General features: G+C 71.8%; 11 protein-coding genes. 1 reads left to right on the forward strand and 10 read right to left on the reverse strand.

The genetic code is table 11. The features are described 5' to 3' along the window. The first annotated feature begins 4 nt into the window (after window positions 1-4). The gene (locus tag ACIBQ6_RS30040; RefSeq protein WP_358285762.1) at window positions 5-1,093 is read left to right on the forward strand and encodes a cupin domain-containing protein; all 1,089 of its coding nucleotides are present in this window, start codon (window positions 5-7) and stop codon (window positions 1,091-1,093) included. Between the two features lie 11 nt (window positions 1,094-1,104). On the opposite strand, the gene ACIBQ6_RS30045 is transcribed toward ACIBQ6_RS30040, so the two are convergent. The 10 genes from ACIBQ6_RS30045 to ACIBQ6_RS30090 all read right to left on the reverse strand — a co-directional run bounded on the left by ACIBQ6_RS30045 (window position 1,105) and on the right by ACIBQ6_RS30090 (window position 12,903). After that, a complete protein-coding gene (locus tag ACIBQ6_RS30045; RefSeq protein ID WP_352330550.1) occupies window positions 1,105-3,294 on the reverse strand; it encodes a bifunctional (p)ppGpp synthetase/guanosine-3',5'-bis(diphosphate) 3'-pyrophosphohydrolase in 2,190 nt (729 codons plus the stop codon). Between the two features lie 172 nt (window positions 3,295-3,466). Further along, complete coding sequence (locus ACIBQ6_RS30050) at window positions 3,467-3,985, reverse strand: adenine phosphoribosyltransferase (RefSeq protein WP_358285759.1); 519 nt, start codon at window positions 3,983-3,985, stop codon at window positions 3,467-3,469. A gap of 231 nt (window positions 3,986-4,216) precedes the next feature. Continuing rightward, window positions 4,217-5,206: a protein translocase subunit SecF gene (secF, locus tag ACIBQ6_RS30055; RefSeq protein WP_358285757.1), complete on the reverse strand. Its 990-nt coding sequence runs from the start codon at window positions 5,204-5,206 to the stop codon at window positions 4,217-4,219. A 1-nt stretch (window position 5,207) separates the two neighbouring features. Continuing rightward, window positions 5,208-6,956 carry a protein translocase subunit SecD gene (gene secD / locus ACIBQ6_RS30060; RefSeq protein WP_397216336.1) on the reverse strand — a complete coding sequence of 583 codons (1,749 nt, stop codon included), beginning with the start codon at window positions 6,954-6,956 and terminating at the stop codon, window positions 5,208-5,210. Window positions 6,957-7,047: 91 nt separating this feature from the next. Continuing rightward, entirely contained in the window at window positions 7,048-7,428 is a 381-nt protein-coding gene (yajC, locus tag ACIBQ6_RS30065; RefSeq protein WP_397215974.1) for a preprotein translocase subunit YajC, read from the reverse strand. Between the two features lie 218 nt (window positions 7,429-7,646). Continuing rightward, on the reverse strand, window positions 7,647-8,678 hold the full coding sequence (gene ruvB / locus ACIBQ6_RS30070) for a Holliday junction branch migration DNA helicase RuvB (RefSeq protein WP_358285751.1): 1,032 nt from the start codon (window positions 8,676-8,678) through the stop codon (window positions 7,647-7,649). A gap of 48 nt (window positions 8,679-8,726) precedes the next feature. Beyond that, a complete protein-coding gene (ruvA, locus tag ACIBQ6_RS30075; RefSeq protein ID WP_358285749.1) occupies window positions 8,727-9,347 on the reverse strand; it encodes a Holliday junction branch migration protein RuvA in 621 nt (206 codons plus the stop codon). A gap of 59 nt (window positions 9,348-9,406) precedes the next feature. Next, window positions 9,407-9,928, reverse strand: a complete 522-nt coding sequence (gene ruvC, locus ACIBQ6_RS30080) for a crossover junction endodeoxyribonuclease RuvC (RefSeq protein WP_358285996.1) — start codon at window positions 9,926-9,928, stop codon at window positions 9,407-9,409. 105 nt (window positions 9,929-10,033) lie between these two features. Continuing rightward, window positions 10,034-11,185, reverse strand: a complete 1,152-nt coding sequence (gene eis, locus ACIBQ6_RS30085) for an enhanced intracellular survival protein Eis (protein ID WP_397215976.1) — start codon at window positions 11,183-11,185, stop codon at window positions 10,034-10,036. A gap of 11 nt (window positions 11,186-11,196) precedes the next feature. Continuing rightward, window positions 11,197-12,903: a carbohydrate ABC transporter permease gene (locus tag ACIBQ6_RS30090; RefSeq protein ID WP_397215978.1), complete on the reverse strand. Its 1,707-nt coding sequence runs from the start codon at window positions 12,901-12,903 to the stop codon at window positions 11,197-11,199. Window positions 12,904-12,967: the final 64 nt, after the last annotated feature.

The raw sequence follows: 12,967 nt of genomic DNA on the forward strand, positions 1-12,967 counted from the left end.
CGGCATGGACCCCGTCAGCGTCGCGCGCGCCCTCGTCGACGAGCTGTTCCCCGGCGCCCTGTACGCCTTCGTCGGCGGCAGCGTGCTCACCGAGCGCCGCACCAGCACCTCCGACCTCGACGTCGTGGTGGTGCTCGACGGGCTGGCCGTGCCCTACCGCGAGTCCCTGCGCTGGCACGGCTGGCCCGTCGAGCTGTACGTCCACAGCGAGACCAGCCTCGACGCCTACGTCGACCGCGACCTGGCCGAGCGCAAGCCGGGCGTGGCCCGCATGTGCGCCGACGGCGCGGTGCTGGTCGACCGCACCGGCGGCCGGGCCAGCGACCTTCAGGCGGCGCTCGGCGACCGGCTGGCCGCCGGTCCCGGCGGCCTGGCCGCCGCCCGCGCCGACCAGGCCCGGTACGCCCTGTCCGACCTGCTCGACGACCTGGCCGGCGCGACCGACCCCGGCGAGCAGCTGTTCATCCGCTGGCAGGTGGTCCAGGAGACCGCCAGGCTGGCCCTCGACGTGGGCGGCAGGTGGCGGGGCAACGGCAAGTGGCTGCTGCGCGAGCTGCGCGGGCACGACCCGGCGCTGGCCGACGAGCTGCTGGCGGCCCATGCCGACCCGGAGCTGCTGACCTCGGTGGCCTCAGGCGTCCTGGAACGGGCCGGAGGGCGCCTGTGGGAGGGCTACCGGGCCGAGGGCGACCCCTTCCACCTCCCGCTGCGTCACATCGCCTCAGACGCGCTGTCGGGCGACACGGCGCAGAGCGCCGGGATGCGCAGGCTGGCCGCCGTCAGCGGGGCCACGGCCGGCTCCTCGGCCCTGTGGATGGGCCAGACGCACGTCGCGCCCGCCACCCGCTCCTCCGACCACCACCACGGCGCCTCCGAGACCGCCATCTACGTCGTCAGCGGCACGCCGCGCTTCGTCTTCCTCCAGGACGGCCGCGAGCGGCGCATCGAGGCGGCCCCCGGCGACTACGTCTACGTGCCGCCCTACACCCCGCACCGCGAGGAGAACCCCGACCCCGAGCGGGAGGCCGTCGTGGTGATCGCGCGCAGCACGCAGGAGGCCATCGTGGTCAACCTGCCGGACCTGAAGGGCTGACCCGCGGCCGCTCAGCTGCCGGCGCCGCTCACCCGGTAGACGTCGAAGACGCCCTGGATGCTGCGCACGGCCTTGAGCACGTGGCCCAGGTGTTTCGGGTCGCCCATCTCGAAGGTGAACTTGCTGATCGCCACCCGGTCGCGCGAGGTCGTCACGGACGCGCTGAGGATGTTGACGTGCTGGTCGGACAGGGTGCGCGTGACGTCGGACAGCAGGCGCGGCCGGTCGAGGGCCTCGACCTGGATGGCCACCAGGAACACGCTGTCGTCGCCGGGCGACCAGCTCACCTCGACCAGCCGGTCGGGCTGCTCCCTGAGCTGCTGGACGTTGGTGCAGTCGGCGCGGTGCACGGACACGCCGTGGCCGCGGGTGACGAAGCCGACGATCTCGTCGCCGGGCACCGGCGTGCAGCACTTGGACAGGCGCACCCACACGTCGGCGTCGCCCGCCACGACCACGCCCGCGCCGCCGCCGCGCGGACGGCCGCGCAGCCGGGTCGGCAGGGACGTCTCGGCGATGTCCTCCTCGGCGCTCTCCACGCCGCCGATCGAGGCCACGAGCTTCTGCACGACCGCCTGCGCGGCGATGTGCCCCTCCCCCACGGCCGCGTAGAGCGCCGAGACGTCGGGGTAGCGCAGGTCGCGGGCGAGCGCCAGCAGCGCCTCACCGGACATCAGGCGCTGCAGCGGCAGGCCCTGCTTGCGCATGGCGCGGCCGATGGCCTCCTTGCCCGCCTCGATCGCGGTCTCGCGGCGCTCCTTGGAGAACCACTGCCGGATCTTGTTGCGGGCCCGGCCGGACTTGACGAACTTCAGCCAGTCGCGCGACGGCCCGGCGTCGGGCGACTTGGAGGTGAAGATCTCGACCGTGTCGCCGTTGCCGAGCCGCGACTCCAGCGGCACCAGCCGCCCGTTGACGCGCGCGCCGATGCAGCGATGACCGACCTCGGTGTGGACGGCGTAGGCGAAGTCGACCGGCGTGCCGCCCTCGGGCAGGGCGATGACCTGGCCCTTCGGGGTGAACACGTAGACCTCGGAGACCGACAGGTCGAAGCGCAGCGACTCCAGGAACTCGCCCGGGTCGGAGGTCTCCTTCTGCCAGTCGAGGAGCTGGCGCAGCCAGGCCATGTCGCTGCCCGGCTTGACCTTGCCGGTGGGCCCCGGCGCGCCGACCTCCTCCTTGTACTTCCAGTGGGCGGCCACGCCGTACTCGGCCCTGTGGTGCATCGCGTGGGTGCGGATCTGCAGCTCGACCGGCTTGCCCTCGGGACCGATCACCGTGGTGTGCAGCGACTGGTACATGTTGAACTTGGGCATCGCGATGTAGTCCTTGAACCGGCCGGGGACCGGGTTCCAGCGCGCGTGGATCGTGCCCAGCGCCGCGTAGCAGTCGCGCACGCTGTCGACCAGGACCCGGATGCCCACCAGGTCGTAGATGTCGTCGAAGGCGACGTCGCGGGCGATCATCTTCTGGTAGACGGAGTAGTAGTGCTTGGGCCGGCCCTTGACCACCGCGCGGATCTTGGCCTCGCGCAGGTCGCCGGAGACCTTCTCGATGACCTCCTGCAGGAACAGGTCGCGCCGCGGCGCGCGCTCGGACACCATGCGCGCGATCTCGTCGTAGCGCTTGGGGTAGAGCATGGCGAACGCGAGGTCCTCCAGCTCCCACTTGATCGTGTTCATGCCGAGCCGGTGGGCCAGCGGCGCGAAGATCTCCAGCGTCTCGCGGGACTTCTGGTGGCGCTTGTGCTCGGGCAGATAGCGCATGGTGCGCATGTTGTGGAGCCGGTCGGCGAGCTTGATGATCAGCACGCGGATGTCGCGCGACATCGCCACGACCATCTTGCGCACGGTCTCGGCCTGCGCCGCGTCGCCGAACTTGACCTTGTCGAGCTTGGTGACGCCGTCGACCAGCGAGCCGATCGTGTCGCCGAAGTCGGCGCGCAGCTCGTCGAGGCTGTAGGCGGTGTCCTCGACGGTGTCGTGCAGCAGCGCGGCGCACAACGTCTCGTCGTCGGTGCCCAGCTCGGCCAGGATCGTCGCCACGGCGAGCGGGTGGGTGATGTACGGGTCGCCCGACTTCCGCTTCTGGTCGCGGTGGTGGTAGGCGGCCATGTCGTAGGCGCGTTCGATCAGGCGCAGATCGGCCTTGGGATGGGTGGCCCGGACCGTGCGGAACAGCGGCTCCAGCACCGGATTCATGGCCCCACCCCCAAACCGCCGTCGACGCACCGCAGGAACGCCGGGCGCGTCGGCATTACCTGCGTCGGTTACGTCGGGCGCGACCACATCACGGGGCACTCAGACTCCTCACGTTCGAGTCCAGATCCCCCCAGTGTATCCAGGCTGGGAACCCGGACTCGCTCGGGCCGTCTCAGACGATCACCAGGGAGTGCAGGTCGACGGCCGGCAGACGCTCGCGCCCCTTGAGAAAAGCCAGCTCCATCAGCACCGCGATGCCGACGACGTGCGCGCCCGCCCGCTCGACGAGCTCGATGGTGGCCTTGGCCGTGCCGCCGGTCGCCAGCACGTCGTCGACGATGAGCACCCGGTCGCCGGGCGCGAAGGCGTCGCGGTGCACCTCGATGGTGGCCGAGCCGTACTCCAGGTCGTAGGACTCCTCCAGCGTCGCGGCCGGCAGCTTGCCCTTCTTGCGCACCGGGACGAACCCGGCCGCCGCCCGGTAGGCCACCGGCGCCGCCAGGATGAAGCCCCTGGCCTCGATGCCGACGATCTTGTCCACCTCGGTGAGGCCGGCCAGCTCCTCCACCACGGCCGCCATCGCGACGGGGTCGCCGAGCAGCGGGGTGATGTCCTTGAACAGCACGCCGGGCTTGGGATAGTCGGGGACGTCCCTGATCCGGTCCAGGATCAACTGGCTGAGCTCGCTCATCGTGCTTCCATCGCCTTCCTCGTGGGTGCCGCGCTCCATGATGGCCTACTCCGGCCCCTCCTCGGACCGCGCGACGTCCCGGACGGCCTGTGACGGGCCCCAGAGTCCCGCCGGGGACGAGCCCAGGCCCCAAGAGCCCATGGCCCCCTCCGGGCGCCGCAAGGCCCCCCTGAACGCGACGGCGCCCCCGCCCTGACGGACGGGGGCGCCGGGACGAGCCACGGACGGGGCTCAGCCCTTCGCTACGGCTGCGCTTTTGGAACCCTTCGCCCCCTTGCCGGTGGTGGAGGCGAGCCGGCGCGCGATGGCCTGGTACTTCGGCTCCCGCTCCTTGAGCGTCACCAGCATCGGCGTGGCCACGCACAGGGACGAGTAGGTGCCGACGATCATGCCGACGAACAGGGCCAGCGACAGGTCCTTCAGCGTGCCCGCGCCGAGCAGCGTGGTGCCGATGAACAGGATGGCCGCCACCGGCAGGATCGCGACCAGCGAGGTGTTCAGCGACCGGATCAGCGTGTGGTTGAGCGCGTTGTTGGCCGCCATGGAGTACGTCATCTTGGAGGTCGTGCCCAGCTTGGCCGTGACCTCCTTGATCATGTCGAACACCACGACCGCGTCGTAGAGCGAGTAACCGAGGATGGTCAGGAAGCCCAGCAGCGTCGCCGGCGTGACCTCGAAGCCCGACCAGGCGTAGACGCCGGCGGTGATGACGAGGTCGTGGACGAGCGCGACGATCGCCGACAACGCCATCTTCGGCTCGAACGCCATCGACAGGTACAGGATGATCGCGAGCATGAAGACGCCCAGGCCGATCCAGGCCTTCTGGGAGACCTCACCGCCCCAGGAGGCGCCGATCGACTGGACGCTGACGTCCTTGACCGGGACCTTGTACTCCTTGGCGATCGTGGTCTGCATCTGGTTGAGCGTCGACTCCGTCAGGGTCTCGGTGGTGACCCGCCAGTTGTCGCGGGCCCGCTGCACGATCACCTGGTGGGCGCCCTGCGTGCGGAAGTCCTCGCGGACCTCCTCGACGGTGCCGCTGGTGGCCGGGAACGTGAAGACCGTTCCGCCCTTGAACTCGACGCCCAGGTTGAGCCCGTTGAACAGGATGCCGGCCAGGGAGACGGCCAGCAGCAGGCCGGACAGGCTGTACCAGAGCCTCCACTTGCCGACGAAGTCGACATCGATCTCGCCGCGGTAGAGGCGACGCCCCAGTCCCATCTCAGGCCTCCTGCGGAGTGGTCGTGGCGGCCGGCTCGGTGCTCATGCGCTCTGCGTCGAGGCCGGACAGCGGGTGCCCCTTGGCGAAGAACTTCAGCCTCGCCAGCAGGGCGATGAACGGCTTGGTGAACAGGAACACCACCACGATGTCGATCAGCGTGGTCAGGCCCATCGCGAAGGCGAACCCGGCCACACCGCCCACCGCCAGGAAGTACAGCACGATGGCGGCGATGAACATGACGGCGTCGGCGATCAGGATCGTGCGCCGGGCACGGACCCAGGCCACCTCGACGGCCGCGCGAAGCGTCCGCCGACCTTCCTTCATCTCATCACGTATGCGTTCGAAGTACACGATGAAGGAGTCGGCGGTGATGCCGATCGAGACCACCAGGCCGATGATGTGCGGCAGCGAGAGCCGGAAGCCGGCGTTGTGGCCGAGCACGACCACCGCCGTGTACGTCAGGATCGAGGCCACGACGAGGCTCAGCACCGCGACGATGCCGAGGCCGCGGTAGTACAGCAGCGAGTAGACGACCACCAGGCCGAGGCCGATGATGCCGGCGATCAGGCCGCCTTCGAGCTGGTCGGCGCCGAGCGTCGAGGACACGGTGTCGATCGAGCTGCGCTGGAACTTCAGCGGGAGGGCGCCGTACTTGAGCTGGTCGGCCAGGTTGGTGGCGCTGACCTGGTCGAAGCCGCCGGTGATCTCGGCGCGACCGCCGGGGATCGGGCTGATGATGTTGGGGGCCGTGATGACCACGCCGTCGAGGACGACCGCCACCTTGTTGCGCGGCTCCTGGGCGTTGTAGGCGGTGGTGGTGAGCTTGCTCCACTCGCCCGCGCCCTTGCTCTTGAAGTCGAGCTGGACGATCCACTCCACGGTGCCCTGGCGCACGCCGGCCGAGGCGGTGTCGATGTCGGTGCCGACGACCTTGGCGACGTCGAGGACGTACTTGTAGCTGCCGTCGGTCTCGCAGGCCGCGTACTGCTTGTTCGGGTCGTCCTGGACGCCCTGGCCGCGGTTCTTGGGGTCGGAGCAGTCGAGCTTGTGGAACTGCTGCAGCACCGCGGGGTCGATGCCCTGCGTGTTGATGCCGGCGTTGGGGTCCTGGTTCGGCTGCGTGGGCGGCGTGCTCGGCGACGGCGTCGGCGTGGCGTTCCTGCCCTTGGTGTTCTGCTTCTGACCCGTCTGGTTCTGGGCCGTCTGGTCGCGGCCGGTCTGCGTGGCCTCGGGCGTGGCGCCCGGCGTCGGCGCGGTCAGCGCGGACGACAGCGCCTTGCCCGTCGGGGACGCGCTCGGCGTGGTCGCCGACTGCGTGCCGGACGGCTTGCCCGACGGCTTGGCGGTCGAGGACGGCTTGGCAGACGGCGAGGCGCCCGGTGTGGGCGCCTCGGTGGTCAGGTTCTGCGGGACCTGCGTGGCCTCCATGGCGAGCACCTGGCGGAAGCGCAGCTCCGCCGTGGTGGCGACCAGCTTGATGGCCTCGCTCTGTCCGACGCCCGGGATGGAGATGATGATGTTGTCGCCGGACTTGGCGACCTCCGCGTCGGAGATGCCGGTGCCGTTGACCCGGTCGCGGATGATGTTGACCGCGCGGTCGAGGATCTCTTCAGGCGGAGACTGACCGGACTGGGTCACGGGTGACAACGTCACCGTCGTTCCGCCGGCGAGGTCGAGTCCCAGCTTCGGCGTGAACGCCTTCTGCAGGAACATCGTCCCGCCCAGGGCGAGGATGAGCGCCAGCAGCACCAAGAGCGTGCGCCCTGGTCGGCTGTGGCGGCTGGTCGGTCGGGCCACTGGTCGTCGATTCTCTCAGATAGGGGTTTGTCGCAGAGCTTAGTCAGGACTGCTTGCTGCTGGAGCCCTGATCGCCGTTGGGCTCGACGGTCGTGTCGGACTCCTTGGCGTCACCGTCGGCCAGGTCGGTCACGGCCGGCTCGTCGGCCACCACCGGAGCGTCACCGGGCTGGACCACACGGCCGATGGCGGCCTTGACCCAGCGCGTCTCGATGCCGGGCGCGACCTCCAGCACGACGTCCTCGTTGTCCACCGCGACGACCGTGGCGAACAGGCCGGTCGTGGTCATGACGCGGGCGCCCGGGGTCAAGGAGTTCTGCATCTGCTGCGCTTCCTGCTGGCGCTTGCGCTGCGGACGGATCAGCAGGAAGTAGAACACCACCACCAGAAGGATCAGCGGCAGGATGCTTCCGAGTTGTCCCATGTCCATAGGGGCGACCTTCCATAGTCGTTCAAGAATTTGACACCGGCCTCGCGCCGGAAATTCCGTTGCGTAGCTCTCGGGCCGCGCCGCTCAGCCCGTCAGCCTACACAGCCAGCCAAGGCACGGAGTGTAGGCGGTTGTTATGAAACGCGGCAACGAGGCAGCGATTCGGCGCGCGGGGAAGTTCCCGATTTGAAATGGTTGCAACCGTTTCGTGATCACGGTGAAACGGCGGCCCCGAAAGCGTCCGGCGGTGGTGTCATACCCAGGTGTGTCCAGGCGGAAGCGGTCGCGACCCGGCCGCGCGGGGTCCTGGCCAGCAGCCCCTGCCGCACGAGGAACGGCTCGGCCACCACTTCGACGGTCTCGGGCTCCTCCCCCACGGCCACGGCGAGCGTGGAGAGACCGACGGGACCGCCGCCGAACTTGCGCAGCAGCACCCCGAGCACCGCCCGGTCGAGCCGGTCGAGCCCTTCGGCGTCGACTTCGTAAAGATTGAGCGCGGCCGAGGCAATGTCTCGGTCGATCACTCCGTCGGCGCGCACGTCGGCGAAGTCGCGGACGCGGCGCAGCAGCCGGTTGGCGATGCGGGGCGTGCCGCGCGACCGCCGGGCGATCTCGTGGGCGCCCTCCTCGGGCAGGACGACGCCGAGCAGCCGCGCCGACCGGTGGAGCACCTGCTCCAGCTCGCCGACCTCGTAGAAGTCCATGTGGGCGGTGAACCCGAACCGGTCGCGCAGCGGCGCTGGCAGCAGGCCGGCCCGCGTGGTGGCGCCGACCAGCGTGAACGGCGCGATGTCGAGCGGGATCGCGGTCGCGCCCGGCCCCTTGCCCACGACGATGTCGACCCGGAAGTCCTCCATGGCCAGGTAGAGCATCTCCTCGGCGGGCCTGGCCATGCGGTGGATCTCGTCGATGAACAGCACCTCGCCCTCCGTCAGCGTGGACAGGATGGCGGCGAGGTCGCCGGCCCGCTCCAGGGCGGGGCCGGAGGTGATGCGGAGCGGCATGTTGAGCTCGGCCGCGATGATCATGGCCAGGGTGGTCTTGCCCAGGCCGGGCGACCCGCTCATCAGCACGTGGTCGGGCGGACGCTGCCGGCGCATGGCGCTCTCCAGCACCAGGGACAGCTGCTCGCGCACCCGGCCCTGGCCGATGAACTCGCCCAGCCGCTTGGGCCGCAGCGCCGCCTCGATCTGCAGCTCGTCGCCGCCGGCGTCGGCGGAGACCAGCTCGCGCTCATAGTCCATGGCCACCGCTCCTTCCCGCGCGCCGGGGCGTCGTCTCGAACTTCATGATCATCGTACGCTGAGCGACCGGAGCGCGGCCTTCAGCAGCGCGGCCACCTGCGGCTGGCGCCCGGCGGCGAGGTCGGCCTCGGCCTCGGGCGCGACCCCGGCCACGGCCTCGTCGGCGTCTTTGCTCGAATAGCCCAGGCCCACCAGGCCGGAGTGCACCTGCTCGCGCCACAGGGCGGCGCGCCGCTCCCCGCCGATCGCCGCGTTGACGGCCTCCTCGGGGGTGCCGAGCCGGTCCTTCAGCTCCAGGACGATGCGCTGGGCGCCCTTCTGCCCGATGCCCGGCACCCGCGTGAGCGCCTTGAGGTCGGCGGCGGCCACGGCCACCCGCAGCGCGTTGGGCGTGTGGACGGCGAGCATCGCCAGCGCCAGCTTGGGGCCGACGCCGCTGGCCGTCTGGAGCATCTCGAAGACGGCCCGCTCGTCGTCGCCGGCGAAGCCGTAGAGGGTCAGCGACTCCTCGCGCACCACCAGCGAGGTGGCCAGCCTGGCCTGCTCGCCCACGCGCAGCGTGGCCAGCGTGCCGGGGGTGCAGTGGGCGAGGATGCCGACACCCCCGACCTCGATCACGGCTCCGTCGGGCGCGACCGACGCCACCCTGCCCGCCACCGACGCGATCACGACTCGATCTCCTTCTCCACGAACTCCACGAAACGGCCGGCCCGCGCTCGCCGCACGGGTCAGCGCCCCTTTCCGGCGCGGGCCATGGCCTCGGCCAGCCGGTGCTGGGCGCCGCCGCGCCAGATGTGGCAGATGGCCAGGGCCAGCGCGTCGGCGGCGTCGGCCGGCTTGGGCATCTCGGCCAGCCGCAGCAGCCGGGTGATCATCGTGCCGACCTGCTTCTTGTCGGCCGTGCCGCTGCCGGTGACGGCGGCCTTGACCTCCGAGGGCGTGTGCAGCGCGACCGGCAGCCCGCGCCGGGCCGCGCACAGCACGGCGATCCCGGCCGCCTGCGCGGTGCCCATGACGGTGCGGACGTTGTGCTGGGCGAAGACGCGCTCCACGGCCACGGCGTCGGGACGGACCTCGTCGAGCCACCGCTCGATGCCGGCCTCGATGCCGACCAGCCGGGTGCCGAGCTCCTCGTCGGAACCCGTGCGCACCACCCCGACGGCCACCAGCGACAGCGGCGCGCCCGGCCGGCCCTCGACCGCGCCCAGGCCGCACCGGGTCAGCCCCGGATCGACGCCCATCACCCGCACCGGCTTGCCTCCCGCGCCGCCGAACATCTGTTCGGCACGAGACTCTACCCCGGCTGAGCTGGCCGCGCACCGTGAATCGCCCGCCGCGAACGGCGGGCGGGCCCGTCAGAAGTAGTCGAGCATGTACGGCTTGGCGGCGAAGGCCGTGTCGAGCAGCTCGTCGTGACGGTCGTCGCCGGACATCAGGCCGGTCCTGCGCAGCGTCGCGGTGGGCACGCCGGCGTACAGGGCGGAGAAGCCGCCCACGCTCAGCGCCGCGCCCCCGCCGCCTGCCGGGGCGGCCGGGACGGCCGTGCCGGAGCCGCCGGAGAACTCCAGCCGGAAGGAGCCGCCGCCGCGCAGCGGGTCGTCCACGGAGACCACGGCCCCGCCCGTGACGGCGGCGGGGAAGCCCCTGCGCGCCACGGCCGCGGCCACGTCGAGCACCCTGAACATCCAGCGCACCTGCGTGACGCGGTCGGTGGAGCGCTCGCCGAGCAGCCACAGCACCGGGTCGTCGGGGGCGACCGGCGCGGTGACCTTCCTGGCGATGGACGACGAGCTGCCCACCATCGACCACAGCGCCCTGGCCGTCTCCCCCGACCCGGCGACCAGGTTCTCGACGTGCATGTCGTCGCCGTTCCAGCGGTAGACGAGGTAGCCGTCGGGGGCCAGGTAGAGGAAGTCGTCCTCGTTGGACAGCCAGACGCGCCAGGCGTTCTCGTCCCAGGCGACGGGGCCGCTGGAGCGGGCCGCCTCGTGCGTGCGGTGGAGCAGGGAGACGACCTCGGCGGCGTCGGCGGGGCCCATCCTGCGCAGCTTGACCTCGCCGGACGGCCTGATGCGGCGCAGCGACTCGGCGGGCAGCGTGATCATGTGCCGGGCTCCGGCGTGCTCGTAGCCGAGCGAGCGGTACAGGGGCGTGGTGGCCGGGTAGAGCGCCGAGACGGCGTCGCCGTGGGCGGCGGCGCGGTCGATGACGGCGCGCATGACGGCGGTGCCGACGCCGTGGCCGCGGTCCTCCGGGTTGACCGTGACCCCCGCGACGCCGGCCATGGGCTGCGGACGGCCGTACCACCATTGGGTGAAGCCGCGCAGCCGGGCCGCGGCGGCGAGCCTGCCGCCCTCGAACGCGCCCAGGTAGCGGCCCTCGCCGAGCGTGGGCGTCACGGTGTGGCGCCACCGTTCGGCCTCCGCGCCGGAGATCGGGCCGAAGGAACGTTTACGCAGGTCGAGAACGTCGTCGAGGTCGTCGGGGGTGAGATCGCGAATTTCCACAACCACTCAACCTACGGGCTGGTACGGGCGGGTCGCGATCCGTTTACGCTGACGGCGAGCCTGTCCAGGTATCGCAGCTGGGCGGCCACGACGGCGGCCAGCGCGACCACGACGACGACCAGCGGGGTGCTCGCGCCGACGTCGGGGACGCCGTGGAAGCCGCCGAGCCGGCCCATCTGCGTGACGGGCACGGTGAACAGCTCCGGGCTCTGGGCCACCAGCAGCGGCCAGAGCACGTCCTGGGCGTTGACCAGCGTGACGGCGCCGGCCAGCACGCCCGCCATCGGCAGGGACGGCAGCAGGACGCCGCCGAAGAAGTCCCGGTCGTTGCGCTCGGCCAGGCCCTTGCACAGCAGCGTCAGCACCAGCAGCGCCGGGACGCTGACCAGCAGCGGCGGGAACAGGGCGAAGAAGGTGTCCACGAGGCGCAGGTTGCGCATGTTCTGCCAGTCGGCCACGCCGAGGGGGCCGGTGCCGACGAACAGCCACGGGGCGAACGGCAGCAGCAGCCACTCGCTGCGCGCGCCCAGAGGACGCAGGCCGCCGATGCCGAGGGCGGCCAGGTAGGCCACGCCGACCGACACCAGCGCGCCGGCCACCGCGGGGACCCAGGTGTTGACCTGCGCGCGCAGCCCGCCGGACACGGCGCCGTCGCCGCCCGCGAGCACGCCGGAGATCCACGGCCAGGCGCAGACCAGCCCGACGGCCACCACCAGCACCAGCGCGACGGCCCCGGCGACGACGCCGCCCCGGGTCGGCGCCCGCCCGGAAGCCGAGGCGGACCGGTCCGAAGCCGAGGCGGACCGGTCCGAAGCCGAGGCGGACCGGTCCGAAGCCGAGGCGGGCCGGTCGGAAGGCTCCGCGGGGAACGCTCCACTCCGATCCCGCTTCGGGAGCACGGTGACGCGGAGGCGGGCGGCCACCGCGACGACCACCGCGACGATGCCGAGCACGCCGAGAAGCACGCCCGTCAGGGCCGCGACGGCCGCGCCAGGGCCGAACTGGGCCATTCTGAAGGCGAAGTCGTACTGGAGGCCCGCGAGGGTCTGTGTGGCGCGCTCAGGGCCTCCCCGGGTGAGCGCCATGCCGATCGAGAACGCCTGCGCCCCCACGGCGACGGTCGCCAGCGCCACCAGCACCGCCACCACGACCGTGGCGCGCCCGGCGGTGCCGCCGCGCAGCGCGGGCAGGAACGCCGTCAGCGCCAGCGCGCACACCACCCCGAAGGTGGCGGCCACGACGACGAGCCGCAGCGTCCCGGGGGCCGTGGCGGGGTCGCGCAGGCCCTCGGCCAGCGTGGCGATGCCCGGACCGTCGGGCGACGTCCCCCGCAGCCAGGCCGCCGCCACGCCGATCGGCGAGAACGTGACGATCGCCAGCGACATCGCGACCAGGCCCGCGCGCCGCGGCAGGGCGCCGCCCCGGTCGAGCGCCAGGGCGAGCAGCGGCCCCACGACCACGGCCACCAGCAGCGGCCCCGCGGTCAGCGAGAGCGTGAAGCCGAGCGCCCGCCAGAACTCCTCGCCGCCCAGCACCTTGCCGTAGTTGTCCAGGCCCACGAACCTGCTCGGCTGCAGCACGCCGCCGCTGTGCAGGCTGAGCACGATCGTCTGGACCGTCGGCAGGACCAGCGTGATCAGGGTGCCGAGCAGGGCGGGCACGGCCAGCAGCCAGCCCAGCGCGCGGTAGGACGCCGGTGGCCGGACTGCCGGGGGCACGGGGACAGGAGTCGGTGGGATGGGGGAATTCACGTCGCCCGACCCTAGCCGCGTCGGGGCGCGG

Source organism: Nonomuraea sp. NPDC049655 (genome assembly GCF_044465465.1).
GTDB lineage: Bacteria > Actinomycetota > Actinomycetes > Streptosporangiales > Streptosporangiaceae > Nonomuraea.